The organism is Fusibacter sp. JL298sf-3 (genome assembly GCF_053842995.1).
In genome coordinates this window covers 1,647,381-1,673,727 of the sequence record NZ_CM132608.1, presented here as the reverse complement: position 1 = coordinate 1,673,727, position 26,347 = coordinate 1,647,381, and the positions used below count along the sequence as shown (strand labels likewise).

The 26,347-nt window shown below is 46.2% G+C and carries 23 protein-coding genes, 7 tRNA genes and 3 rRNA genes; 29 read left to right on the top strand and 4 right to left on the bottom strand.

What is annotated here, in order from left to right:
- Positions 1-13 precede the first annotated feature (13 nt).
- From potA to ACR6HW_RS08055, 9 genes are all read left to right on the top strand, one after another.
- A complete protein-coding gene (gene potA / locus ACR6HW_RS08095; RefSeq protein WP_455730637.1) occupies positions 14-1,063 on the top strand; it encodes a spermidine/putrescine ABC transporter ATP-binding protein in 1,050 nt (349 codons plus the stop codon).
- The gene (locus ACR6HW_RS08090) at positions 1,056-1,901 is read left to right on the top strand and encodes an ABC transporter permease (protein ID WP_455730636.1); all 846 of its coding nucleotides are present in this window, start codon (positions 1,056-1,058) and stop codon (positions 1,899-1,901) included. Before potA ends, ACR6HW_RS08090 begins: the two co-directional genes overlap by 8 nt.
- Positions 1,902-1,933: 32 nt before the next feature.
- On the top strand, positions 1,934-2,668 hold the full coding sequence (locus tag ACR6HW_RS08085; RefSeq protein ID WP_459251973.1) for an ABC transporter permease: 735 nt from the start codon (positions 1,934-1,936) through the stop codon (positions 2,666-2,668).
- Positions 2,669-2,680: 12 nt separating this feature from the next.
- Complete coding sequence (locus ACR6HW_RS08080) at positions 2,681-3,718, top strand: ABC transporter substrate-binding protein (RefSeq protein WP_455730634.1); 1,038 nt, start codon at positions 2,681-2,683, stop codon at positions 3,716-3,718.
- A gap of 194 nt (positions 3,719-3,912) precedes the next feature.
- A complete protein-coding gene (locus tag ACR6HW_RS08075; RefSeq protein ID WP_455730633.1) occupies positions 3,913-4,737 on the top strand; it encodes a bifunctional 5,10-methylenetetrahydrofolate dehydrogenase/5,10-methenyltetrahydrofolate cyclohydrolase in 825 nt (274 codons plus the stop codon).
- A 3-nt stretch (positions 4,738-4,740) separates the two neighbouring features.
- Positions 4,741-6,375 (top strand): RCC1 domain-containing protein, encoded by a 1,635-nt coding sequence (locus tag ACR6HW_RS08070; protein ID WP_455730632.1) that lies wholly within the window; start codon positions 4,741-4,743, stop codon positions 6,373-6,375.
- Between the two features lie 52 nt (positions 6,376-6,427).
- Positions 6,428-6,766: a PilZ domain-containing protein gene (locus ACR6HW_RS08065; RefSeq protein ID WP_455730631.1), complete on the top strand. Its 339-nt coding sequence runs from the start codon at positions 6,428-6,430 to the stop codon at positions 6,764-6,766.
- Positions 6,767-6,868: 102 nt separating this feature from the next.
- Entirely contained in the window at positions 6,869-7,888 is a 1,020-nt protein-coding gene (gene rlmN, locus ACR6HW_RS08060) for a 23S rRNA (adenine(2503)-C(2))-methyltransferase RlmN (protein WP_459251972.1), read from the top strand.
- Between the two features lie 171 nt (positions 7,889-8,059).
- Positions 8,060-8,467 carry a hypothetical protein gene (locus ACR6HW_RS08055; RefSeq protein ID WP_455730630.1) on the top strand — a complete coding sequence of 136 codons (408 nt, stop codon included), beginning with the start codon at positions 8,060-8,062 and terminating at the stop codon, positions 8,465-8,467.
- 196 nt (positions 8,468-8,663) lie between these two features.
- Here the strand turns inward: ACR6HW_RS08055 and ACR6HW_RS08050 are convergent, their stop codons facing one another.
- Positions 8,664-8,903 (bottom strand): hypothetical protein, encoded by a 240-nt coding sequence (locus tag ACR6HW_RS08050; protein WP_455730629.1) that lies wholly within the window; start codon positions 8,901-8,903, stop codon positions 8,664-8,666.
- Positions 8,904-9,064: 161 nt separating this feature from the next.
- Here ACR6HW_RS08050 and ACR6HW_RS08045 point away from each other — a divergent pair, with 161 nt between their 5' ends.
- From ACR6HW_RS08045 to ACR6HW_RS07950, 20 genes are all read left to right on the top strand, one after another.
- Positions 9,065-9,508: a universal stress protein gene (locus tag ACR6HW_RS08045; RefSeq protein ID WP_455730628.1), complete on the top strand. Its 444-nt coding sequence runs from the start codon at positions 9,065-9,067 to the stop codon at positions 9,506-9,508.
- Positions 9,509-9,935: 427 nt separating this feature from the next.
- Entirely contained in the window at positions 9,936-10,868 is a 933-nt protein-coding gene (locus tag ACR6HW_RS08040) for a TIGR01212 family radical SAM protein (protein ID WP_455730627.1), read from the top strand.
- Positions 10,865-11,683: a GTP pyrophosphokinase gene (locus ACR6HW_RS08035; RefSeq protein ID WP_455730626.1), complete on the top strand. Its 819-nt coding sequence runs from the start codon at positions 10,865-10,867 to the stop codon at positions 11,681-11,683. Before ACR6HW_RS08040 ends, ACR6HW_RS08035 begins: the two co-directional genes overlap by 4 nt.
- Positions 11,680-12,402 (top strand): tRNA 2-thiocytidine biosynthesis TtcA family protein, encoded by a 723-nt coding sequence (locus ACR6HW_RS08030; RefSeq protein WP_455730625.1) that lies wholly within the window; start codon positions 11,680-11,682, stop codon positions 12,400-12,402. Before ACR6HW_RS08035 ends, ACR6HW_RS08030 begins: the two co-directional genes overlap by 4 nt.
- A gap of 13 nt (positions 12,403-12,415) precedes the next feature.
- On the top strand, positions 12,416-13,105 hold the full coding sequence (locus ACR6HW_RS08025; protein WP_455730624.1) for a metallophosphoesterase: 690 nt from the start codon (positions 12,416-12,418) through the stop codon (positions 13,103-13,105).
- A gap of 13 nt (positions 13,106-13,118) precedes the next feature.
- Complete coding sequence (locus ACR6HW_RS08020) at positions 13,119-13,649, top strand: DUF6648 family protein (protein WP_455730623.1); 531 nt, start codon at positions 13,119-13,121, stop codon at positions 13,647-13,649.
- Between the two features lie 35 nt (positions 13,650-13,684).
- Positions 13,685-14,107, top strand: coding sequence for a thioesterase family protein (locus tag ACR6HW_RS08015; RefSeq protein ID WP_455730622.1), 423 nt, complete (start codon positions 13,685-13,687; stop codon positions 14,105-14,107).
- Between the two features lie 23 nt (positions 14,108-14,130).
- Positions 14,131-14,787 carry an HAD family hydrolase gene (locus ACR6HW_RS08010; RefSeq protein WP_455730621.1) on the top strand — a complete coding sequence of 219 codons (657 nt, stop codon included), beginning with the start codon at positions 14,131-14,133 and terminating at the stop codon, positions 14,785-14,787.
- Positions 14,784-16,145, top strand: a complete 1,362-nt coding sequence (rlmD, locus tag ACR6HW_RS08005) for a 23S rRNA (uracil(1939)-C(5))-methyltransferase RlmD (protein WP_455730620.1) — start codon at positions 14,784-14,786, stop codon at positions 16,143-16,145. The genes ACR6HW_RS08010 and rlmD overlap by 4 nt, the downstream gene beginning before the upstream one ends.
- A 698-nt stretch (positions 16,146-16,843) precedes the next feature.
- Positions 16,844-18,373, top strand: a 16S ribosomal RNA gene (locus tag ACR6HW_RS08000).
- Between the two features lie 287 nt (positions 18,374-18,660).
- Positions 18,661-21,575 (top strand): 23S ribosomal RNA (locus tag ACR6HW_RS07995).
- Between the two features lie 81 nt (positions 21,576-21,656).
- Positions 21,657-21,773, top strand: a 5S ribosomal RNA gene (gene rrf / locus ACR6HW_RS07990).
- Together the 16S, 23S and 5S rRNA genes with 7 tRNA genes alongside form the textbook arrangement of a ribosomal RNA operon.
- A 4-nt stretch (positions 21,774-21,777) precedes the next feature.
- Positions 21,778-21,861, top strand: a tRNA-Leu gene (locus ACR6HW_RS07985).
- Positions 21,862-21,863: 2 nt separating this feature from the next.
- Positions 21,864-21,938: transfer RNA gene (locus ACR6HW_RS07980), tRNA-Glu, on the top strand.
- Between the two features lie 28 nt (positions 21,939-21,966).
- Positions 21,967-22,042: transfer RNA gene (locus ACR6HW_RS07975), tRNA-Val, on the top strand.
- 26 nt (positions 22,043-22,068) lie between these two features.
- Positions 22,069-22,145 (top strand) — tRNA-Met (locus tag ACR6HW_RS07970).
- A gap of 15 nt (positions 22,146-22,160) precedes the next feature.
- Positions 22,161-22,236: transfer RNA gene (locus ACR6HW_RS07965), tRNA-Lys, on the top strand.
- A 12-nt stretch (positions 22,237-22,248) separates the two neighbouring features.
- Positions 22,249-22,325: transfer RNA gene (locus tag ACR6HW_RS07960), tRNA-Ile, on the top strand.
- 10 nt (positions 22,326-22,335) lie between these two features.
- Positions 22,336-22,411, top strand: a tRNA-Phe gene (locus tag ACR6HW_RS07955).
- 213 nt (positions 22,412-22,624) lie between these two features.
- Positions 22,625-23,713, top strand: coding sequence for a hypothetical protein (locus ACR6HW_RS07950; protein WP_455730619.1), 1,089 nt, complete (start codon positions 22,625-22,627; stop codon positions 23,711-23,713).
- 55 nt (positions 23,714-23,768) lie between these two features.
- Here the strand turns inward: ACR6HW_RS07950 and ACR6HW_RS07945 are convergent, their stop codons facing one another.
- From ACR6HW_RS07945 to ACR6HW_RS07935, 3 genes are all read right to left on the bottom strand, one after another.
- Entirely contained in the window at positions 23,769-24,527 is a 759-nt protein-coding gene (locus tag ACR6HW_RS07945; protein ID WP_455730618.1) for an FUSC family protein, read from the bottom strand.
- Positions 24,528-24,635: 108 nt separating this feature from the next.
- Positions 24,636-25,841 (bottom strand): hypothetical protein, encoded by a 1,206-nt coding sequence (locus ACR6HW_RS07940; RefSeq protein ID WP_455730617.1) that lies wholly within the window; start codon positions 25,839-25,841, stop codon positions 24,636-24,638.
- 10 nt (positions 25,842-25,851) lie between these two features.
- Positions 25,852-26,301, bottom strand: coding sequence for an RNA polymerase sigma factor (locus ACR6HW_RS07935; RefSeq protein ID WP_455730616.1), 450 nt, complete (start codon positions 26,299-26,301; stop codon positions 25,852-25,854).
- Positions 26,302-26,347: the final 46 nt, after the last annotated feature.

Sequence of the window (26,347 nt, the reverse complement as noted above, 5' to 3'; positions counted from 1 at the left end):
ATTGGAGGCAGCTGTGAGTGATAAAATAGTAAAGGGTTTGAATATAACGAAGGTTTTTGGCGGAACCAAAGTTGTAGACAAGATCGATTTTTGGGTAAAAAAGAATGAGTTTTTAACGATATTGGGCCCCAGTGGCTGCGGCAAGACGACGACGCTGAGGATGATTGCGGGGTTTGAAACGCCGACTGAAGGACAGATATTTTTCGAGGGCAAGGACATTACACACATTCCGCCTTATAAGCGCGCCATCAATACGGTTTTTCAAAAGTATGCGTTGTTCCCACATATGAATATCTTTGAAAATGTCGCATTTGGTTTGAAAATCAAAAAACTCTCCTCTTCTGAAATAGAGAAAAAAGTCTCAAAGATTTTGGAACTCGTCAATCTGTCCGGGTACGAAAAGCGGAGCATTCATTCGCTTTCCGGCGGCCAGCAACAGAGAATTGCCATTGCACGGGCATTGGTCAATGAACCTAAGGTTCTTTTGTTAGACGAGCCACTGGGCGCACTCGATCTCAAGCTTCGTAAGGAAATGCAGATCGAGCTCAAAAATATGCAAAAAGAACTGGGCATAACTTTTGTCTATGTGACCCATGATCAAGAAGAAGCGCTTACAATGAGCGATAAAATCATTATTATGAACAACGGTAAAATACAGCAAATCGGCTCGCCAATAGACATCTACAACGAGCCGGAAAACGTCTTTGTTGCGGACTTCATCGGCGAGAGCAACATTTTTGAAGGCACCATGGTACGAGACAAGCTCGTATCGTTTTCCGGTAGAACCTTTGAATGTCTCGACGGCGGCTTCGGTGAAAACGCGCCGGTGGACATCGTCATCAGACCGGAAGACGTGGACTTGGTGGCACCTGAAGCAGGGATTCTCAAGGGAACGGTTACTTCAGTGGTCTTTAAAGGGGTGCACTACGAGATGATGATTCAAGAAGACGGACACGAGTGGATGGTGCACAGCACCGATGTCGTCGAAGAAGGCAGTGAAGTCGGCATCGTCCTCACCCCAGACGATATTCACATTATGAAAAAGGGAGGTCAAGATGCTTAAAAAGCTGTCCGCAGGCCCTTACCTTATATGGATAGTGGTCTTTATCTTAATTCCGATTATGATGGTGGCTTTTTTAAGTGTCGTTTCTGTCGACCCCGAGACGGGTGCCCATGTCTACACGCTTTCTAATTTTAAGCGCGTCTTTGAGCCCGAGTACCAAACGGTTTGGCAACGCTCTTTCGCCATCGCTATAAAAGCCACGCTGTTGTGTTTGATTTTTGGCTATCCAATGGCTATGATTTTGGCCACTATGAAACTTAAATACAGAACCATCGCCGTGATGCTCTTCGTCGTGCCGATGTGGATGAACTTCTTACTGAGGACTTATGCGTGGATGACCATCCTCGGCAAAAACGGGATTTTAAATCAAGTGTTGGGATTCTTCGGATTGCCGCAAGTACAGCTTTTGTATACTGAAGGCGCCGTCCTATTGGGAACCGTATACAACTTCCTGCCGTTTATGGTCCTGCCGATCTACACGGTGCTTTCCAAGATGGACAAGGGACTGATCGAAGCGGCACACGACCTGGGAGCAGGGAGCGTTACAACGTTTAGAAAAGTGATTTTGCCGATGTCCATGCCGGGGGTCGTCTCAGGTGTGACCATGGTGTTTATGCCGTCGGTTAGTACATTTGTCATTTCTCAGCTCCTTTCGGGCAGTCAGTACATGCTTATTGGCAATTTGATTGAAAATCAGTTTAAGGTGACCAACGACTGGAACTTCGGTTCGGCATTGGCGCTGATACTGATGCTGATTATCCTCATTTCAATGGCGTTGATGAACCGGCTGAATAAACTCGGCAATCAAGTGGAACAAGGAGGTGGGCAACTGTGGTAAACAAGTGGCTGAAAAGGTTGTATACCTTCTTAATGTTTGGCTTTCTCTACGCACCAATCGTCGTCCTCATCGTTTTTTCGTTTAACGATTCGAAATCTACAGCGAAATGGGAAGGGTTTACCCTCGATTGGTACAGAAGTCTTTTCGACAACTCGATGATCATGAAGTCGCTGTACTACACAGTGCTCATAGCGCTTTTGTCGTCGATTATTGCGACGATAATCGGTACATTTGCGGCCTTCGGCATCTATTATATGAAGAAGTGGCAAGAAAAAGTCGTTCTCAACGTCAATGCAATTCCGATGCTAAACCCGGACATTGTCACCGGTGTGGCGTTGATGATGCTCTTTGTGACACTCGGTATGGAACGCGGTTTTGTCACCATGCTGATTGCGCACATCACCTTTAATATCCCGTATGTTTTGCTGTCGGTGTTGCCGAAACTGAAGCAGATGCCCAGTGAAATGTTGGAAGCTGCAATGGATTTAGGGGCGACGCCGTGGGCGGCGTTTAGAAAAGTGGTGATTCCGGAGATTAAACCGGGGATTATCACAGGGGCGCTCATTGCCTTTACACTGTCTATTGACGATTTTGTCATCAGTTTCTTTACCACGGGCAATGGGGTCAACAACTTGTCCATCGCCATTTACTCTATGGCAAAACGCGGTATTAAACCCGAAATCAATGCGCTGTCGACGTTGATGTTTTTAACAGTGCTCGTATTGATTCTCGTTATAAACAAAAGGACTAAAATAGAAGACTTATAAGGAGGCATTTTAATGAAAAAATTTGGGGTTTTACTACTGGTCATCGCACTGGCGCTCGTTGCGCTCACAGCGTGTTCAGGTGAAGCAAAAGAAAAGCTGTACGTGTACAATTGGGGCGATTACATTGATGAATCGGTTTTGGACACATTTGAAGAAGAGACGGGCATCGAAGTGGTGTACGACATCTTTGCAACTAATGAGGAAATGTACACAAAAATTGCACGTGGTGGCGCGAGCTACGACATAGCCATCCCTTCTGAGTACATGATTGAAAAGATGATTCGAGAAGAGCTTCTCGAACCGGTGGATTTGACTAAAATCACTAATTGGAATCTGATTGACGACGCGTTTAAGAACCTGTCGTTTGACCCTGAGAACCAGTATTCAGTGCCTTATTTCTGGGGAACTGTCGGCATCATTTACAACACGGCGTTAATTCAAGAAGACATTGATTCATGGGATGTCTTATGGGATGAAAAATACAAAGGTCAGTTTACGATGATGGATTCCCAAAGAGACTCCATTATGGTGGCGCTTAAAAAACTGGGTTATTCGATGAATACGCGCAATCTCGACGAACTCGAAGAAGCTAAGCAACTCTTAATCGATCAGAGACCTTACGTACTCGCCTATGTAGGCGATAACGTAAAAGACATGCTCATTAGCGAAGAAGCGGCTATGGCAGTTGTGTGGTCAGGTGAAGCCAGTGCGGTTATTCAAGACAACCCGCAGTTTAAATACGCGTTGCCGAAGGAAGGGTCAAACTTCTGGTACGACAACATCGTCATTCCAAAAGGTGCTAAGAACATCGAGGGTGCGCATAAGTTTATCGACTTCTTATGTCGCGAAGACATCGCCTTTAAAAATGCAGACTACGTCGGTTATTCTACTGTCAATGTCAAGGCGAAGGAAATGCTCGACGAGAGCTTAATGGATACGACATATGCCTACCCTAAGCCGGAATGGCTTGAAGGGTTTGAAATCTTCAGCGATCCAGGCGAGTTTATTAAAGAGTACGATCGCATTTGGACGGAAGTAAAGGCAAACTAAAAAAAGCAGATGAGCGACCCCTAATCGGTGGTGCGACAAATAGCTTGCGGTTAACGCTTAAAAGGTTCTGACTGCAAGGTGATTTGACAGCGCCTACATTAGGGGTTTTTCTATGACAGCTTCTTCGCGGGCTTTTGTTGAAATTCTCTTTAAAAAAGGGTATAGTAAATTAAAAAGAACAACGAGGTGACAGTATGATTATCGACGGAAGTCTTATTGCAAAAGAAATGAGAAATACAATTAAAGAAAAGCGTCAGCATCTTTCGGAAAGTCCCAAGGTGGTCGCCTTTATTGTAGGAGACAACCCTTCGTCGCTTTCGTATTTGAAAATGCTTGAGAAAAGTTGTAAAGGTGTCGGCTTTGAGTACGAGCTCAGGGCTTTTGAAGTGACGGTTTCGCAGGAGGTGTTTGTAGAAGCTGTCGAGGCCGCAAGTGCCGATAACCAAGTCAACGGCATACTCGTTCAGATGCCGTTGCCCCCACATATAGAGAAAGAGGCGGTTATAGGGGCCATCGATCCGAAGAAAGATGTCGACGGTTTCCACCCGATGAACGCCGGTTTATTGTTCCAAGGAAAGCCGGCGATGGCACCGTGTACGCCGCGCGCTGTTATGGTGATTCTCGAGAAAATCGGCGTTGGTCTCGCCGGAAAGAACGTCGTCGTCATCGGTAGGAGCAATGTCGTCGGCAAACCGCTCGCCGTCATGCTGACACACCAGCACGCCACAGTGACGCTTTGTCACTCTAAAACAAAAGACATCGAAGAACACACAAGGCGTGCAGATATAGTCGTCGTGGCCGTAGGGCGCGCACATTTTCTCACGGCAGATATGGTTTCAGAAGACGCTATTGTCATCGATGTCGGCATGAATGCCCTCGACGGCAAGCTCGTGGGCGATTGCGACTACGAGGCGTTGGTATCTAAAGTGAAGGGTATCACACCGGTTCCCGGCGGCGTCGGACCGGTGACAAATGCCGTTTTGTTAACCTATGTAATGGATCAATTTGAAGGAGTGTAGACGGTGCTTACAGGGATTGTAATCGGTATTATAGCGTTGGCCATTTTGGCTTCGTTTTCACTGTTTAGAAAACGTGAAAAACCCCAAGAAGACGTCTACGAGACGTATAGAACTTTTTTAGAAGTGGCGACTGCTTACCGAGAGGCCAACGGCCACTACGCCAAAGAAATGGCTGAGCTCGTCGCTCTGGAGCCTTCGATAAAAGCGGTGGCGCTCAAGCGGTACGGCCTATCCCTAGACGGCAAATTTTTGATTGTGAAACATCTCGATGAAGAGGAAGCGACGAAGTTGATTAATGAGATCGGCGGCGATTCCTATATTAATGGCCAAATGGCCTATCTGACTTTGGTGCGCAAGAACGACCCGAGTACAGTGGTGCCCGTAGCGCACTTTTCTATTAGACCGGAAGGGAAATTGACGACGACGACATCCATCGATTACGATATGTCGGGGTGTGTTGCCGAAGATGGCGAAATCGTCGAGAAAAAATGGGAAAACAAGAAACCGGTCTTTTCAGAGGCGGGCACGTACACCTTGTCTTTGAAAATTAAAGACAAAAACGGCAATTGGTCCGACGCGTTCACTCGGGAAGTGAAAGTCGTTGAAGAGACCGGTATTCGAGGCATTGAAATTTTTGATGGGTCGCACTTCTTGTTGTACAACTGTGGGAAAGTGCTGTCCTTTGGTAAAAATGAGTTTGGTCAACTGGGCATCGGTTCTTTAAATGCCGTTGCGGACTGGGAACACAGCGCCCTTCACGACGGTGTGCTAGAGATTGCCTGTGGCGAAGGGTTTAACCTGTTTAGACTTTACGACGGCACAGTCTATGGTGCCGGCAACAACCGACACGGCGAACTCGCAACCGGTGACAAAACGCCCCAAAAGGCCCTTTCGGCAGTTTGGGGACTCGAGAACATCAAGCAAATTGATGCGGGAAAATCCTTTGCGGCGGCACTTGACCGATTGGGCAATGTCTTCGTTTGGGGGGATAATTCCGACGATCAGCTGATGGAGCACGACTTAACGGACGCCTCGGCACCCGTTAAATTGAAAGGGGTCGACGGCGTCAAGGAAATTGCCTGTGGTTCTAACTCCGGTTTGGCGCTGAAGTATGACGGCACAGTGGTGGGCTGGGGGGACAACTCCTTCGGTCAGCTCGGCGTCGGGTATAAGGGAACGATTCAAGAGCCCGTTGTCACGCTGTTCCAAAATGTAGCACATGTTTACGCAGGTGACCGTTTCTCGCTTGTGGTCACGGAAAACGGCCGCGTTTATGGTGCCGGCAACAACGCCTATGCCCAACTGGGGTTAAAGGCCAAAAGTGAGGTCTTTTTCCCGGAAGAGATTCCCAACCTAAAAGATATACAGGCTTTGAGTGTTAAAGACTCTCTGGTATTGGCCGTGAGTAAAACCGGTAAAGCCTCTGTTTGGGGGAACTTTAATACCCCTGCGCAAAAGCCGATTTACGAGGCACAGGAATTGTCTGGCATCAGCTATATTAAGGCTTTCACTAATAATGGTAAAAAACTCTATCTCATCGACGGCGCAGATATCATGCACGTGGTGTCAGATCTAAGTGGTAAACACGAGCAGGTTAAAGTCTATTCCAATTACTACGACTTTGTTGAAAACCAGTAGGAGCAATCGAGAAAGGAGAGACAACGGCGACAGCTGTTGTTAGGGAGATTTAATGAAAGAGAGACGAAAAACACAGCGCATGCCGTACAGCGCGACAATTTCAGTGGAAGAAATCTACAACCAGGACACAGTCGTAAAAGAGCCGCGTGTCATCAACATTGATGTGCACGACATCTCCAAAGGGGGTATGGGCTTTTTCAGCGCCGGTGATTTGCCGGTGGACTATTATTTCAATGCGAAGATTGATTTGGGTACGGGTAAGAAGTTTTTTACAGTCCTACGCATTATTAGAAAAGTTGCTGTTGAAGGTGGCTTTCAGTACGGTTGCGAGTTTACAGGACTGGCGGATATTCTCAGACAGTATTTCGACGATATTGAAATAGAAGAATAGTCACGTTTTGAGCAGCGGCTGTGCGCCGCTGTTTTCTGTTTTATACAATAGGGTTTGAGCCGAAAGGCTTCCGTTGCTTATAAACACTTTGAAAGGATAGATATGAAAGATTTAAGAAACCAGACGCTCGAAGACCTTGAGCAATATGTGACTTCAATAGGTGAAAAGCGTTTTAGAGCAAAACAAATTTACGAGTGGGTGGCGAAGGGCGCCGATACATTTGACGCATTTTCTAATGTCTCCAAAAATCTTAGGGTCCAGTTGGAAAAGGACTTTTATCTCGACAACTGCACCATTGTCAAGACGCTGACTTCAAAAGACGGCACGCTGAAGACCTTGAGTGCTCTTAAAGATGGGGAGCGCGTCGAATCGGTGTTTATGACGTACAAACACGGTCACAGCGCTTGTATTTCAACACAGGTCGGCTGTAAAATGGGTTGTTCGTTTTGTGCGTCAACTCTCGGCGGCGTCGTACGCCATCTCAATGCCGGAGAGTACATGGGGCAGTTGTACGCCCTTCAAAAACTTACAGGTAAGCGCATTAGCAATGTGGTGCTCATGGGCAGCGGCGAACCGCTGGACAACTACGATGAAACTGTACGCTTTATTAAAATGGCCACAGATGAAAAAGGCCTCAACCTGTCGGTGCGCAACATCACGGTTTCAACCTGCGGTCTACCGGACGAAATAGAGGCGTTGGCGCGCGAAGGGTTCCAGATTACGTTGGCCATTTCGCTTCACAACCCCTTTGACGACGAGCGGTCGGAACTCATGCCCATCAATCGACGTCATGGTTTGAAACGTCTGATGTCGGCGGTGGAGACTTATATAAAAATAACTGGAAGGCGCGTAAGTTTTGAATATGCGCTGATTAATGGGGTAAATGATACTATAAGACATGCCGATGCGTTAGGTCAATTGCTCAGAGGTAAACTGGTTCATGTCAACCTCATACCGATTAATGCGGTGGAAGAACGCGCTTACAACCCTTCAGACGAACGTCGTATCGAGGCGTTTAAGCAACAGTTGATTCGCAAGCACCGCTTGACGACCACTGTGCGTCGAGAGTTGGGCTCTGATATTAATGCCGCATGTGGTCAACTGAGAAACGAAAAAGAATAAGCAGAATATTCCGAACGATTATGCTGAAAATAATTTTTTCGTTTTGAAGGAATACGCATCGTGTATCTCGAATAAAACAATAAGCGGGTAGTAATGTTTAACAAGTTTAGGGATGGAAAACTGCTTTATTGCAATTTTCTTCGTTTTTAAAGGATGAAGGAGGAGATTAAGATGGTTACGTTAATCGCAGGCAAGAAGGGATCCGGCAAGACAAAAGACATTGTGAGCAGAGCGAACAACATGTTAGAAGGTTCAAAAGGCAGTATGATATTTATTGACGACGACAATCGCGCCATGTACGATTTACACCACGATATTCGGTTCGTCAACTTATCCGAGTTTCCGGTGAAGTCCTCATGTGAATTTTTAGGGTTTATTTGCGGCTTAATATCCAATAATTACGATATACAAAACGTTTATATCGACGGCATTATGAACACCGTCAAAATGTCTCAACAAGAACTCCTCGAATGGTTTTCCCGTTTAGAAGATGTATCCAAATCTTACGAAGTTGATTTTACAGTCACGCTAAACTATAGTGAATCACTACCAGAGCATTTGAACAAATATGTACAATAGCTTAGACTTTTCTATATAAAGGTGGCCTCGGCGGCCTTTCAAACTACCGGCTCTGTCGGTAGGGCGAGTAAATTTTCTGGAAAGCGCAGAACTAAGATACAGATGAACCCACAGCGTATGCGTGTGGGTTCTGATGTGTGAACGGGTATTCAGTGTTTTGAGGTAGCCTCGGCTGCCTTTTTCATTGCATTTGAAATTAAAGGAACTTGCGCCCCAAATATTTTTTAATGATGGCTTCGTCGGAAAAGTCGTCGATAATTATCTCGGTATCGGTTTCTTCAAAGTAGACGATAATTTCCGTATTGCCTGCTTTAAAAGCTTTTGCAACCGTATCTTCGTGGAGCTCTCTAATTTTATTTTTGTGATGTTTGATTTTGGGGTACTCTTTTACATAGAGTGATCCGGTCAAGCCAATAATTTTGGTGTACTGGTTCATGGAATGCCTCACTTTCTAAATTAACCGTTTCATTATAACATGAAATTGAGAAATGGATACTAAAAGTTTACGAATTAGACAATCTAATTTAATTATTTTGAAGCGAAAATTTGGTATAATAGTGAAGGAGCTCACAGATAGACTGGAAGGAGATCTTTTTTATGAAGCATAAAAAGAGAGTATTGGTATGTGTAACGCAGCAAAAGTCTTGTGAACGTTTAATTGACTTTGGTGTGAATCTCATAAAGACAGACAACGATGAACTTCACGTGATTCACGTAGTCAAGGAAAACTGGAAGTACTTTGGACAGCTTGAAGAACAGGATGCACTTGAGTACCTCTTTGAAGTATCAAAAAAGCAAAATGCGATGCTCACAGTCATTAAAGCAAAAGATATTGAAAAGACACTGGCAGATTTTTCAGAAGAAAACAAAATAACGGATATTGTAATGGGTGAGTCGCTCGAGAAAAGTGAGCAACAAAATATGATCAATAGACTTCAAGACAAAACGAGAATAAAAGTGAGATTCCAAATCGTGCCCCTTGATTTTACCGAGAGCGGTGAAAGCAAAGTCATTGAGACCCCTTTTAGGGTGAATGCCTAAACAATAACGGCCAAAGCGCAAAGCGCTTTGGCTTTCATTTTTTATAAGACAAGTTTTGAGCCAAAAGCTTTCTCGCGAATGTTTAACGCGCGAAAGCATCAGCGAAAAACGGTTTGGATCAAATGTCTTAGAGACAAGTTTTGAGCCAAAAGCTTTCTCGCGAATGTTTAACGCGCGAAAGCATCAGCGAAAAACGGTTTGGATCAAATGTCTTAGAGACAAGTTTTGAGCCAAAAGCTTTCTCGCGAATGTTTAACGCGCGAAAGCATCAGCGAAAAACGGTTTGCATCAAATGTCTTAGAGACAAGTTTTGAGCCGAAAGCTTTCTCGCGAATGTCTAACGCGCGAAAACGATTTGAAGGCGAACGTAGAACAAATATCCGACCTATGTTAAAATAGAGGTATAGAGATAGAAAGGTTTTAAACTATGAAAACGGACGGATGCGATCCATATTTAAAATACAGCCACTACCTGAAAAATAGGTATGGTGAGAAAGTTTATAAGCTCCCCATCCACCTAAAGGGAACTTGCCCGAACCGAGATGGCAAAGTTGCCAAGGGCGGGTGCATTTTTTGTGGAGAAATTGGAACGGGCTTTGAAATGCAGTCGAATTGCGTCGCACCGCTTGAGCAGCTGCGTCAAAATATGGCGTATATCGGCGAAAAGTACAGTGCCGATAAGTTCATCGCCTATTTTCAAAATTTCACGGGGACGTATATGCCGATGGAGCACTTAAAAGAAGCCGTTGAGGCGGTATTGGTGGACAAAGTTGTCGGCGTCAGTATTTCCACGAGGCCGGACTGTATTGCGCCGGAACATCTCGATTACTTTAAATCGTTGCGTAGCAGAGGCTACGATGTGGAAATAGAACTCGGCCTTCAAAGCATCAATCCCAACACACTCAAGACCCTTAACAGAGGCCATACGCTTACCGATTTCATCGATGCCACCATGCGCATTAAAGCCGCGGGCCTCACAACGTGTACCCATCTGATTGGCAATTTGCCATGGGATACCCCGGAAGATTTGTACGAAGCGGCGCGGCTCCTATCGCTCTTAAAAGTCGATGGCGTCAAAGTACACTCACTTTATATACTAAAAGATACGCCGCTGGGCAAATGGTATGAGGCGGGCGAGGTGACGATGATTTCTCCAGAAGCTTACATTCACCGCGTAGTGACTTTTTTGAGAGTTTTGTCTCCTGATATTGCCGTCCAAAGGCTGTTTGGGCGCGCACCGTCGGAAGAGACCTTATTCTGCAACTGGGGGATGAGTTGGCGGAAACTTCAAAATGAACTGGAAGAGACTATGAAGAACAAGCACTACCGTCAGGGGGACTTGTACAGGAGGCCTTTATGAAAGTCGTAAGAGAATGGAAGACACTGCTTATTCCCTATGAACAAGCAGTTGAAGAACTCAAAGTCAAATTCAAGGCAATTCGAAATCAATACAGAGAGCTCAATGAGTATTCACCTATAGAATTTGTCACCGGGCGTGTTAAGAAGATATCGAGCATTATAGAAAAAGCCGAACGCAACAACATGAGCCTCGATAAAATTGAAGCGGAGATGGAAGACATAGCGGGTCTGAGAATCATGTGCCAGTTTATCGACGACATCTACGATGTGGTGAACCTCATCTATGCGCGAAGTGGCAAGGACTTTGAAGTACTCTACGCAAAAGATTATATTAAGAGTCCCAAGCCGAGCGGTTATAAAAGCTATCATGTCATCATCAAATACCCTGTTCAGACGGCAGTGGGCACAAAAGAAATTCTCGTCGAATTTCAAATTAGGACTTTGGCCATGAACTTTTGGGCCATTATTGAGCACTCTCTCAATTACAAATACAAAAGTCAGATTCCAGAGGATATAAAAGCGCGTTTGAAGAATTCGGCGCTTGCCGCCACTCAGCTCGACGAAGAGATGACGGAGATCAGTAAAGAGGTGCGTAACGCACAAGTCCTTTTTGAAGAGCGCTCTAATATCGTCAGAGAAATTACAGCGCATATTCGGCTCTTGTTTTTACAGGGAAAAGAAGAAAAGGCATTCTTGTTTCAAAAGCGCTTCGATAAAATGAAAGACGATGACGTACTGGCTTATGAACGGTTGCTTAGTGAAATCAAGAAGGAACTGCCGAGGTACAACAATTTTGAAAAAGGTAAACTGGTATGAAAAGCTGGATGCATCGGCTCTATTTGAAATCCATGCGCGCCTTAATTGAGCGTTTTGATTTGATACAACCGGGCGACAGAGTCCTCGTAGGCGTTTCAGGGGGAAAAGACAGTTCGCTGCTCTTTTATGCCTTAACTCAGCTTCAACGCGCGGGTATCTATCCGTTTGAAGTCGAGGGGCTCACAGTGGACCACGGTATGATTGAAGGCCTTGAAGCGTATAAGGCCTATTGTGCACGGGAAGGGTTGACACTGAACGTCCACAGCGAACACTATGCGGATCGGTTGTCACACGACAACCCGTACAACCCTTGTTACACGTGTTCCCGATTGCGCAAGGGGATTGTAAAGCGCTATGCGAAAGCACATGGCTTTAATAAAATAGCCTTCGGTCACACGAAAGACGACCTCGTCGAAACATTTATGATGAATGTGTTGAAACATGGTAAATTGGCGGGAATGCCTCCGGCCATGCGCGATGAAGTAAGTGAACTCACATTGATTCGCCCCCTGCTGTACGTTCCTGAACCGGAGATTATTAAAGCGGTCACCATCCTGGAGATACCGCTGATGAAAGACACGTGTACCTTTGCGAAGAAACGGACGCGTTCTCAGGCAGAAGCCCTTATACAACAAATTGAGTTGACAGAACCCGACTTTTCAGATAAAATCGTTCAAGCTTTACACCACATCGACGACAGTCGACTGTTGATTAAATAAAGAGAGAGGTAACATGGCACTTTATGTAATTGGGGATTTGCACCTGAGCTTTGGTGCAGACAAACCCATGGACGTGTTTGGTGACAATTGGCTGAACCATCACGAAAAGATAAAAGCCGACTGGCTTTCCAAAGTCACTCCGGAAGATGTGGTCATCATACCGGGAGACATCTCGTGGGCGATGAGCTTTGAAGCTGCACATGTGGATTTGTCATGGATTGAAGCGCTCCCCGGGCGAAAAGTGTGCTTTAAGGGCAATCACGACTACTGGTGGTCGACGCAATCCAAGATGGCAGGGAAGTACGCGACGATAGAGTTCGTCCACAATGCTTTTGCAGTATACGAGGGAATTGCGCTGTGTGGCACAAGGGGATGGCTTTGTCCAAATGAAGTGAAATTTGATGAAGATGACCTCCGAATCTACAAGCGTGAAATCCTGCGTCTGGAAAATTCTATTTTAGCCGCCAAAAAAGCTGGGTATAATAATATATATGGCATATTGCATTACCCGCCGACAAATGATAAAAAGCATCCCTCGGGATTTACTGAAATATTCGAAAAGCACGGTATTAAAGAAGTCGTATACGGCCATATACACGCCAAGGCGAATTTCAAATACGGTCTCAACCAAGTCTTTAATGGAGTTTCCTACCATCTGACCTCTTGCGATTTTTTAGAGTTTAGTTTGTTCAGATGGCTTTAGAAAGGTCATAACAGTGAAAGAAATCGATATGCATATGCTCTATGGCAAAAGGCTGGAGCTGATACAAAGACTCGAACATGGCGAGTTGACAAAAGAAACGTTTATTCTTGAAAACTATAAGATACTGGCGCCTTATAAGCGCTTGGGGACAGGCGTTCGTACAATAAGAGAAGGTGTGATGAAGTACCACTACTTTAACACCCTCGCCAAAAAGATGATGCTGGATGCCGGCGACATCACCTTTAGGGATCCCAGAGGCGCTGAAAAGTTAAAAGAACAAGCTTATGACCTCTACGTTAAAAAGGATCAAGTGACGTTGAAACTTCTTGAAATATTGGAATATAAGGGGCTCGATGCCTATTATATATTTATGAACTCAAAGCAACTGGAGGGGCATATTTATGAAATTGATTGCTTAGAGCACGAAAAAGTCGTGTTGCATTCAAAAGATCGTAAAATCCTCCACAAATTGCGGAATGCAGGATGCTTTTCAGATGAGAAGCGACCTTCTAAGATTCAAAGCTACGTCAACACCAAATTGTAAGGGGGCGGAGCCCTCTAGGTGAAAGGAGGCGCCATATGTTTAAAAAAGAACCGGTTGAAAAAGGGATGAAACAACGTGTTCAAAAACGTGTGACAGAAAAGGATACGTCTATGAACTTTGGCAGCGGCAAGATTGAGAGACTCTTAGCCACACCGCCACTGGTGGGTTACGCCATTGAGGTGGGCTCGGATATGATTGACCCCTTACTTTTAGAGGGTCTCGTATCAGTAGGCCGCCATGTTGAAATCGATCATTTTAAACCGACTTGTCTCGGCGCCACCTTTACACTTGAGATGACTGTGGTAAGTGTAGAAGACGATACAATTCGCCTTGATTTCGATGTGTTTGACGAGCACGGAAAAGTGGCCACAGGGAAACATATAAGGAAGATTGTTAATTACAACAGCCTTTTGAACCGTGCTTCTAAAAGAGACGCGTCGGTGGAAAAGGACGGTTAGCAGACGAATGGAGAAGAACGCAGATGATAGATTTCAGCACAGTAGACGCTATCATATTTGATTTAGATGGCACCCTCGTCGACTCTATGTGGATATGGAAGCAAATCGACATAGACTTTTTAGAAAAGCGTGGCTTGACTTTGCCAAGTGATTTGCAGAAAGATATCGAGGGGATGAGTTTTACAGAAACTGCTCATTACTTTATCAATCGCTTTGAAATGACCGAACCCATTGAAGCCATACAAAGTGAGTGGCTTGAAATGGCTGAAACCTACTACGAGAAGCACATTCCATTAAAGGAAGGTGCTTTTCAACTGTTGGTTGAGGCGGCTCAAAACGGGGTAAAGTTGGGCGTTGGAACGAGCAACTCTCGATACTTGCTCGAAAAGGTGCTCAACGCACATGGCATATTAAATCATTTTCACGCGCTGAGAACATCGTGTGAAGTGGTGAAAGGGAAACCGGCGCCGGACGTCTTCCTAAAGGTTGCAGAAGACCTAGAGGTGCCGCCGGAAAAGTGCTTGGTATTTGAAGACACACATGCCGGCGTTCTAGCGGGAAAAAGAGCGGGGATGCAAGTAATCGCCGTGTTTGATGCGCTGTCGGCACCGTATCAAGAAGCCATTATTGCCGATGCAGATGGTTTTATAAATTCGTTTAGTGAGGTATTGAATCGTTGAAAAAAGGTGAACAAATAGAAGTTGAAATTGCGTACAACAGCTTTCCCAATATTGGTGTCGGCGTGTACGAAGGCAAAAAAGTACGGGTGAAAAACGCATTGGTCGGTCAAACGGTTTCTGCGCGTATAAAGAAAAAGCGCAGTGACAAAGTAGAGGCACGTCTGCTCGAAGTATTAAAGAGAAGCCCCCGCGAACAGGCGTCTTTTTGCGAGCACTTTAACGACTGCGGGGGGTGCTTGCTTCAGACACTGTCTTTCGAAGCACAAACCCTTCACAAAAAAGAAATGGTTCAGCGCTTGCTCGATGACGCGGGCCTTCAAATTGAAATCGAACGCGTTATTCCGAGTCCGGAACCTTTTGAGTACCGCAATAAAATGGAGTTTTCATTTGGCGACTTAGTAAAAGACGGACCGATGACACTTGGCATGCATCGCAAAGGCCGCCACCACGATGTGGTGACTGTGGATCACTGCCACATTTGCGACGGCGACTACAGACGTATCATTACTGCGGTACTGGAATTTGCAAACACACATCAGCTACCGAAGTACAATAAGTTTAGACACGAAGGGTTGCTCAAACACCTCGTCGTTAGAAAAGGTAAGCGCACCGGCGACATTATGATTGCTTTGTCGGCTTCTACACAAGTGCCTTTCGATAAGACGGCGTTTGTAGAAGTCCTTAGAGCCCTACCTCTTGAAGGAACGGTTCAAAGTATACTGTGGGTTAAAAACGATGGGCTCGGCGACGTAGTAGCTGGGGACATCGAGTGCCTATACGGCTCAGAAGAAATTCGCGAAGAAATTCTCGGTCTCACATTCCACATCAGTCTCTATGCCTTTTTTCAACCGAACACACTAGGTGCTGAAATTCTTTACGACACGGCAATCCGTCAAATAGAGGGGATTGAGGGCAAAGTATGTCTCGATCTCTTCAGTGGAACCGGTACTATCGGTCAGTTGATGGCGCAGCGTGCCGAAAAAGTCATCGGTATCGAAATTGTAGAGGACGCTGTTAAAGTCGCGCGCAAAAACGCTGATTTCAATGGCATTAAAAACTGTGAGTTTCTCTGTGGCGATGTTTTTGAGGTGCTCAACACTATTGAAGTGAAGCCCGATGTTATCGTTGTGGATCCGCCGCGTGTTGGTATGCGGGAAAAGACTGCGCGAAAAGTAGCTCAGTACGGCGTCGAAGAGTTCGTTTACGTTTCTTGTAATCCGAAGACACTGGTTGAAGACTTGATGGTTCTCAAAGGCGAAGGGTATGAAGTGGAACGCTTTATCCTCATCGATCAGTTCCCTTGGACAGGTGCTGTAGAAAGCGTCGTCAAGCTTCGACAGGTGCGTACAGACCGATAGAACGCTTAATGGACTTCTGGGATTGCAGCCCGCCGTTTTTGAAATAGGGGCGCGAGAGGCCGCTAAGGCAAAGGCGGTAACGACGGGGGGACAAAAGTATGTAGCTGGTCTATTGTATTGTGTAAATGCTTGAGACACTTGTTTTAAGGCGTTTGATTGACAGAGGTCGCTTCTTTAAAAGAGGCGATCTTTTTTAAAATCAAATAGAGCGTTTCAGCAATGTGTAAAACAAATATTCCGACTATTTGTTTTGGGGTTGACGGTGTGAGGGGGCTGTAGTATGATATACAAGTTGCCAAACGGAAGTTATGACAACAAAAATAAAAGTTAAAAAAACAGTTGACAAACCTCATCGGGTTTGATAAACTAAATAAGCTGTCGTCGAGAGGTGACACGCTAGAATCTTGAAAATTAAACAGTGTAAATGCAAGAAAAACCAAACGTCAAAACCTACTCGAAGCAATTCGAGAAGAGTGATGAAAAACGGAAAAACAAATGCGCGTGTGTTGTTTCGTATCCGCTTTAGAAAAGATGTCAGATGTTTTGCGGCAGTGCAAGGAAAGTATTTGAAGGCAATGTGGTACATTGTCGAGAATGCTTGACGAAGCAATGGCGTAAAACAGGTCGGCAGATTTTCAAACTGGGAGCGACACAACACACACAGTTAGCTCGTTTTGAGGTAACAGGCGTCAAACATTATAATTAAGAGTTTGATCCTGGCTCAGGATGAACGCTGGCGGCGTGCCTAACACATGCAAGTCGAGCGAGAAGAAATGGAATGCGGTTTCGGCCAAATGAAGTTTTGGAAAGCGGCGGACGGGTGAGTAACGCGTGGGCAACCTGCCCCATACAGAGGGATAGCCACTGGAAACGGTGATTAATACCTCATACTTCGCACGGGACACATGTTCTGAGCGACAAAGATTAATCGGTATGGGATGGGCCCGCGTCTGATTAGCTAGTTGGTAAGGTAACGGCTTACCAAGGCGACGATCAGTAGCCGACCTGAGAGGGTGATCGGCCACACTGGAACTGAGACACGGTCCAGACTCCTACGGGAGGCAGCAGTGGGGAATATTGCACAATGGGCGCAAGCCTGATGCAGCAACGCCGTGTGAGTGAAGAAGGTTTTCGGATCGTAAAACTCTGTCCTAAGGGAAGAAAAAAATGACGGTACCTTAGGAGGAAGCCCCGGCTAACTACGTGCCAGCAGCCGCGGTAATACGTAGGGGGCAAGCGTTATCCGGAATCACTGGGCGTAAAGGGTGCGTAGGCGGCTTAGCAAGCCAGGGGTGAAAGGCATTGGCTCAACCAATGTAAGCCTTTGGAACTGTTAAGCTTGAGTGCAGGAGAGGTAAGTGGAATTCCTAGTGTAGAGGTGAAATTCGTAGATATTAGGAGGAACACCAGTGGCGAAGGCGACTTACTGGACTGTAACTGACGCTGATGCACGAAAGCGTGGGTAGCGAACAGGATTAGATACCCTGGTAGTCCACGCCGTAAACGATGAATACTAGGTGTCGGGTGTCAAAGCTCGGTGCCGCAGCAAACGCAATAAGTATTCCGCCTGGGGAGTACGCACGCAAGTGTGAAACTCAAAGGAATTGACGGGGACCCGCACAAGTAGCGGAGCATGTGGTTTAATTCGAAGCAACGCGAAGAACCTTACCAGGTCTTGACATCCCTCTGAAGTAGCCTTAGCCGGCTATGTCCTTCGGGACAGAGGAGACAGGTGGTGCATGGTTGTCGTCAGCTCGTGTCGTGAGATGTTGGGTTAAGTCCCGCAACGAGCGCAACCCTTATGTTTAGTTGTTAACAGGTTAAGCTGAACCCTCTAGACAGACTGCCGTGGAGAACACGGAGGAAGGTGGGGATGACGTCAAATCATCATGCCCCTTATGATCTGGGCTACACACGTGCTACAATGGTCGGTACAACGGGCAGCGAAGGGGTGACCTGGAGCGAATCCTAAAAAGCCGATCCCAGTTCGGATTGTAGGCTGCAACTCGCCTACATGAAGTTGGAGTTACTAGTAATCGCGGATCAGAATGTCGCGGTGAATGCGTTCCCGGGTCTTGTACACACCGCCCGTCACACCACGGAAGTTGGGGGCGCCCGAAGCCAGTGGCCTAACCGTAAGGAAGGAGCTGTCGAAGGTGAAATCAATGACTGGGGTGAAGTCGTAACAAGGTAGCCGTATCGGAAGGTGCGGCTGGATCACCTCCTTTCTAAGGAGTAAATAGACATTTACACTGTTTAATTTTGAGGGTTCTAGGAACTTTCAAAACAAGATGTAATCTTGGACGAGTATTCGTCACTTTCTTTCAGAAAGTGCCTCACGCAAATTCAAGACTGACGTCTTAGGATGCTGACGCATCCGGCGAACTTTGCTGACGCAAACTTCGTAAATTAGCACCTTGAAAACTGTATATATAAAGAACCGACTATTAAGTTAGTAAAAAAGCAAGCATTGAAAACAATGTAAGCCAAAGTAAAAACTCAAACTCAAAAGTAAGGTCAAGTTACTAAGAGCATAGGGTGGATGCCTTGGCACCAGGAGCCGAAGAAGGACGTGGTAAGCTGCGAAAAGCTACGGGGAGCTGCAAGCGAGCGCCGATCCGTAGATGTCCGAATGGGGGAACCCACCTAGAGTAATGTCTAGGTATCCATGACTGAATTCATAGGTCATAGGAAGGGAACTCGGGGAACTGAAACATCTAAGTACCCGAAGGAAGAGAAAACAAAAGTGATTTCCTAAGTAGCGGCGAGCGAACGGGAAACAGCCCAAACCCAAGTCTTCGGACGAGGGGGTGTGGACAGTATATCAAGTAGAAGGTACCCTAGCCAAAGGACTTGGGAAAGTCCGCCGAAGCGTGTGAGAGCCACTTAGGCGAAAGGGGAAGATCGAACGTACTGATCCGGAGTACCACGGAGCACGTGAAACTTTGTGGGAAGCAGGCAGGACCATCTGCCAAGGCTAAATACTACCTGGTGACCGATAGCGCACAGTACCGTGAGGGAAAGGTGAAAAGAACCCCGGGAGGGGAGTGAAAAAGAACCTGAAACCCTATGTTTACAAGCAGTGGAAGTTCGTTAAAGAACGACCATGTACTTTTTGTAGAACGGGCCAACGAGTTACGTTATGCAGCAAGGTTAAGCGCTTCAGGTGCGGAGCCGCAGCGAAAGCGAGTCTGAATAGGGCGAATAAGTTGTATGGCGTAGACCCGAAACCGGGTGACCTATCCATGTGCAGGGTGAAGCGAGGGTAAAACCTCTTGGAGGCCCGAACCCATATCTGTTGAAAAAGGTTGGGATGACATGTGGATAGCGGAGAAATTCCAATCGAACCCGGAGATAGCTGGTTCTCCTCGAAATAGCTTTAGGGCTAGCCTTGAGTTAAGAGATACGGGGGTAGAGCACTGAATGTCCTAGGGGCTTTCACCGGCTACCGAAGACTATCAAACTCCGAATACCGATATCTTTTACTCAGGAGTCAGACTATGTGTGATAAGATTCATAGTCGAAAGGGAAAGAGCCCAGACCATCAGCTAAGGTCCCAAAATGCAAGTTAAGTGGAAAAGGATGTGGGATTGCACAGACAACTAGGATGTTGGCTTAGAAGCAGCCACTCATTTAAAGAGTGCGTAACAGCTCACTAGTCGAGTGATCCTGCGCCGAAGATTACCGGGGCTAAAACTTGCTACCGAAGCTATGGAATTGTTTAGACAATTGGTAGAGGAGCATTGTGTGAGAGGTGAAGTAAGATCGCAAGGACTTATGGATATCACACAAGAGAGAATGTTGGCATGAGTAACGAGAGACGGGTGAGAATCCCGTCCGCCGAAAACCTAAGGTTTCCTGAGGAAGGTTCGTCCGCTCAGGGTAAGTCAGGACCTAAGCCGAGGACGAAAGTCGTAGGCGATGGACAACAGGTGAAGATTCCTGTACCACCGAGACCCGTTTGAGAGAAGGAATGACACAGGAGGTTATGCTGAGCATGCGAATGGAAGAGCATGTCCAAGCAGCGAGTCTGTAGCGTAGGCAAATCCGCGCTACTGAGGATGAGCTGTGATGGGGAGTGAACTTAAGTAACGAAGCAGCAGATATCACACTGTCAAGAAAAGTTTCTATCGAGGGAGCAGGTGCCTGTACCGTAAACCGACACAGGTAGGAGAGTAGAGAATACTAAGGCGCGCGAGAAAACCATTGTTAAGGAACTCGGCAAAATGACCCCGTAACTTCGGGAGAAGGGGTGCCGGATCAGGTTAAGAGCTAGATCCGGCCGCAGAGGATAGGCCCAAGCGACTGTTTACCAAAAACACAGGTCTCTGCTAAATCGAAAGATGATGTATAGGGGCTGACGCCTGCCCGGTGCTGGAAGGTTAAGGGGAAGTGTTAGTTTAGGCGAAGCACAGAACTGAAGCCCCAGTAAACGGCGGCCGTAACTATAACGGTCCTAAGGTAGCGAAATTCCTTGTCGGGTAAGTTCCGACCCGCACGAAAGGCGTAACGATTTGGGCGCTGTCTCAACAATGGACTCGGTGAAATTGTAGTACCGGTAAAGATGCCGGTTACCCGCAGCTAGACGGAAAGACCCCGTGGAGCTTTACTGCAGCTTGGCACTGGATAATGGTATATGATGTACAGGATAGGTGGGAGACTAAGAATATAGGACGCCAGTCTTATAGGAGTCGCTGTTGGGATACCACTCTTTGTATACCGTTATTCTAACTATGGACAGTGATCCTGTTCTAGGACAATGTCAGGTGGGCAGTTTGACTGGGGCGGTCGCCTCCTAAAGAGTAACGGAGGCGCCTAAAGGTTCCCTCAGCGCGGTTGGAAATCGCGCGAAGAGTGTAAAGGCAAAAGGGAGCTTGACTGCGAGAGAGACATCTCGAGCAGGGACGAAAGTCGAGCTTAGTGATCCGGTGGCACCGCATGGAAGGGCCATCGCTCAACGGATAAAAGCTACCCCGGGGATAACAGGCTTATCTCCCCCAAGAGTCCACATCGACGGGGAGGTTTGGCACCTCGATGTCGGCTCGTCTCATCCTGGGGCTGAAGTAGGTCCCAAGGGTTGGGCTGTTCGCCCATTAAAGAGGCACGCGAGCTGGGTTCAGAACGTCGTGAGACAGTTCGGTCCCTATCTGCTGTGGGCGTAGGAAATTTGAGAGGAGCTGTCCTTAGTACGAGAGGACCGGGATGGACAAACCTCTGGTGTATCAGTTGTTCTGCCAAGAGCACTGCTGAGTAGCTAAGTTTGGAAGGGATAAGCGCTGAAGGCATCTAAGCGCGAAGCCCCCCTCAAGATGAGATTTCCCATCTTTTAATAGAGTAAGACCCCATGAAGATAATATGGTAATAGGCCTGAGGTGTAAGTGCAGCAATGCATTCAGCTGACAGGTACTAATAGGTCGAGGACTTGACCACGCTTTAGAGTTAAGAGGATTTATCGGTTCTTATATATACAGTTTTGAAGGTACTAACCTTCACAGTTTCATAGTTAAGCAATTCAGTGACGAAGGCGGAGGGGCAACACCTGTTCCCATACCGAACACAGAAGTAAAGTCCTCCAGCGTCGATGGTACTTGGCGGGCAGCTGCCTGGGAGAGTAGAACGTTGCTGATTTATTGCGGGTATGGCGGAATTGGCAGACGCGCTAGACTTAGGATCTAGTGACTGGTTCGTGGGGGTTCAAGTCCCTCTACCCGCACCACTGGCCCCTTGGTCAAGCGGTTAAGACACCGCCCTTTCACGGCGGTAACAGGGGTTCGATTCCCCTAGGGGTCACCAATTATTTTGTGAGCATCAGCTCACATCCGGGAGTATAGCTCAGCTGGGAGAGCATCTGCCTTACAAGCAGGAGGTCATAGGTTCGATCCCTATTACTCCCACCATTTCAAAACTGCGTTTTGAGCCACAAGGCGGCGTAGCTTAGTTGGCTAGAGCGTTCGGTTCATACCCGAAAGGTCGGTGGTTCGAGTCCACTCGCCGCTACCAATAGTTTTTTAATAGGGTCCATTAGCTCAGTCGGTAGAGCACCTGACTTTTAATCAGGGTGTCCCGCGTTCGAGTCGCGGATGGATCACCATTTTTTAATTGTGGGCGTATAGCTCAGCTGGTTAGAGCGCACGCCTGATAAGCGTGAGGTCGGTGGTTCGAGTCCACTTATGCCCACCACAATTAAAAAGCCCAGATAGCTCAGTCGGTAGAGCAGGGGACTGAAAATCCCCGTGTCGGTGGTTCGATTCCGCCTCTGGGCACCAATTACAAATCGATAAGTTGACAACATGATGTGTATCATGTTTTTTTATATGAGATCAGACAGACGTTCTGATCTTTTTTGATTGTAAAAATGTCCTTATAATTTTAAAAAAGAATACAATAAAGGTGGATTTCATAACTTATATGGTATATAATGGTATTGTGTGACATAATAAAATTGGAGGTACATAACAGTGAAAAATTTAAAACGTCATATGTCATTATATGCATTGGGGGTTTTGCTCATTGCCTTTTGGCTGCCGTGGATTCAAGTCGCAACGACTTTCGGTACTGCGTATGGCAAATGGGGGATTTCGATTCCCAAACTCGTAATGGTGTTACGTGAGGGGAGTCATCTCTCTATGGCGGGAATCACAGGGTGGCGCTTCGCGCTAACAGCTTACTATTTGATTCCCGCGCTTTGTGTGTTAACAGGAGCGCTTTATTGCGTCAAACAAAAGAAATGGTTTAAACCAGCGCTTGCTTTGACGTATCTCGCAACCATTGGCTTATTGCTGGCGCTACCAATAGTGCTGAAAAAGGGCATGGACGGTTACTTGGCCTTACTTCTCACTTCTAAGGTGAGCTTTGGTTACTTTGTCGCATGGGCTGCTGCTATTGTCGGTGTTGTGGGTTTTGTCATCAACTTAAAGCTGGATTACTTTGAGGATCATCTCGTAGACAACGACGTCTTTAAAAGTGGCAAGCGCGCTTTGGAAACAGAAGACCCTTATAAAAAAGGTTTTTTGTTTATCGGTATAGGCTTCGTATTTGCCTTGTTGTTCCCTCTGTTTTCGGCAGACTGGGAAGATACTCTACTCGCAGGGCTCTTAGTTGCCGTTGCGGTACTGGGCTACTTAAAAGTTAAGTCACCTGTTGGCGAAAAGACCGCTGAGACGCTATCGATTTTTAGTAAGTTTGTAGAAGACATAAAGGCGCAGTCGAAGCTGTTAAATGGGCTTTCTAAGAATCATATAACCATTCAAGTGGTGTCATTTGCAATTATTGTCGTCAATGCATTTAGCATTAGGGGGTATCTGATCAATCAGTTTATAGATGCGGCCACCTTCTTTGCTTGGTTGGCACTTGGTATTTTACTGGTAATCACTTTTGCCGAACGCAATAAAAAAGCGGTTTATCAGATTCTGTATTTTAGTTTTGCTATCTTTTGTTACACTTTCCTCTACAGTGCCGTTCTATCGGGCTACGGTATTATCCGGTTGTCAGCCGGACTCAAGGCACTGGTTTCATGGTATGTTTTACAAACAGCTCGAGAGTGTTTGGAAAAGACAGAGGCCTCTTAAGAGGTGACGCCTATAAAAAAACGGTGCGCGGAGAGGCGTACCGTTTTTTAGCTCTTTAAGACAGAGAATTTTTGAAGTGTTTTAAAGCATTTAAGTGATAGGCGCGAACAGCTTCTGTGGCGCCCTCTAGTGAGACGAGAACACTGAGATGGGTATACCCCTTCTTGATGTTTTCAAATGCTTGGTGGATGGCTTGAAGGTCTGACGCGTCGTATAGAAAAAGCTTCTGATCGTTGATAAGCGTTCGACGTTTTTTTTCCACAGCCATCAAAGTCGCGAGCATGTCCTCGTAGGTGCCGATAGATTCCCCGCGGTCGTATTGATCAATAAGTGACTGAAGTTTTTTTTCACTGGCTTCAATGTAAGCGTATAAGCTCTTTCGACCGTTGGGCGGTTTGATATAGTAGTTGACGAGGGTTCCGATAGAAAGCCCGATAAACGTATCAAAGCTTCTAAATACCGCGTATTGAAAGCGCGTTACTTCATCGTTGTTCACGAGAATGGCAATAAAGACTATGGTTGAAATCTTTATGGATTTTTTGAGTTTCAGTTGATTGGAAATGTAAATCAATACAATGACGCCAATCCCCACAGATAGGGGCTGGGTCGGTAGCGTATACGAAAATACAATGGCGATGACAGCGCCGATAGCAGTTCCGATCATGCGGTTTTTACCGACGCTGACAGATTCGGAAACTGAAGACTCCATGGCAATGGCAGATGCAATGAGGGCAAAGAAAGGGTTATCGACGCCTAATGCCCTTGTGAGCAACAAGGTTAAGCTGACGGCGATCCCGGTCTTTATCGTTCGCATCCCAATGGGATGTAGTCGCATAACTATAATGGCCTCCCTGTTTAATTAAAGCTATTATAACAGGAAAAACGCCTAGGTGTCTCTCCTCTAGGCGTTTATTACCAAATCTTAAAGATCTAAGAACCCCATATTTGCCACGATTGTATGACCGTTGCGCTCACCGGAATCGGATGTGTCGGCTGCATCGGCATCAGTCGTCTTGCTAATTTTGCCCATGTTTTCGACACATTTTTCTAGAACCAATGGATAGAGTGATGGTGGACAGTGAATGACGCCGTAATTTACCAGTAGTTTCACTCTAGCTTTGAAGGTTTCCGGCTGAACGGTATCGTCAAATGTGAGTTTGCCATAGTTTTCATAAGAAAGCGTCTCCAAATGCGCCAGTTCGGATTCGCCGATGACGAGGACGTTGTAGTTGGCCGTGGTATTCCGGTAAAGTGACTGTACTTTGTCGACTTTTTCGATGATAGGCATGAGGTCTTCTACAGAATCCGGATACGTTTTTAAAGTACTGCAAATGACTTTTTTTACTTTTTCTTTGAGTTTTTCAGGTGCGCACTTCACGACCAGTTTGTCCTTGATGAAGAGCTGATCGCCTTTGAGGTGGTACAAGGTGTTGTCCTCTAAGGTCAAGTTTTCGTAGTAGTGATAGCCGGGCTTAAGAATATGCTTTTTAACTTGTGGGAAGCGCTCGATATAAGGGGCGAGCCACTCGATGTCTTCTTGTCTGACAATCAGTTCGTTTAACACCGTCACTTTAGAAAGCGTCTTTTCAAACAGTGTTCTCGAGAAGTCGCCTGATAAGTCTAAGGTATTAAAACAGAGAGGCGTTCCGGCGGGAATCCCATACATAAAACTGTCGTTGAGCACAACTCTTTCAGTAAACAAGAGTGCTTCTGAAGGGTAGGGCATTACGTCACCGTTGATCATGGTAACGCGGTTTATGGTAGCGTCGAGGTGCTCCGGTACGTAGAGCTGCCCATTGACAAGCGCTTTTTTCAAGGCATTGAGTTCAGAGATGCTGACGTCCTTATCGACGACGATAGTGCCGTTGATTAAGAGTGCAAAAGGCCCCGTTTGGCTTTTTAAGAAGGATTGTGTCAGTTCGAAATTGCCGTTGCGCATGATGACGTCCACATCGTCTGGCACGACCAACTGAGAGCCAATATTTTTAAAGGTTACATGAGCAATTTTGGCTTGTTGCGCTTCAGTTAGAATGACCATGCCGCAATTGCTGATTTCATGGATATCTTTTAACAGGTCATCTGTTGCGCCATTCAGTTTTAAAACGCCGATATTTTCATAAATTTTCATACGAACCTCCTTAGAGTTCTGGTTTCAGGTGTTGGACGAGATACGAAAGTCTCGAACGCACTGTCGAAGCATTTTTTCCGGTAATTGTAGCAATTTCTTTACTGGTGTAACCGTACATGTACCGAAGAACGATTAAAGCGCGGTCTTGAGGTGCGAGGCTTTCGAGCGCTTCTTTGACGAGAATCTTAGTGAGGACTGTGTCCGGCTGATACGCGTCTAGAAGTGTTTTGGGATATCGGGTATCACGTCTTAGTTGATCGATATACAAATTTTTAATGGTTGTAAAATACCACGCTTTTATTTGCTCTGGATGCATGTGTTCAAAGAGCCTGTCGTTGTCTAGTGATTTCAAATAGGCACTTTGAGTTAAATCTTCCGCTTGGTAGGGATCGCGCGTTAGACTGTGTGCAAAGCGGAGCAAAGTTTCGTGGTGAGAGGTGTAAACTTCATAAAGGGTCATTGCCGGCCTCCTTTTTCAAGGGTACTCTCACTTATATAACGGATGA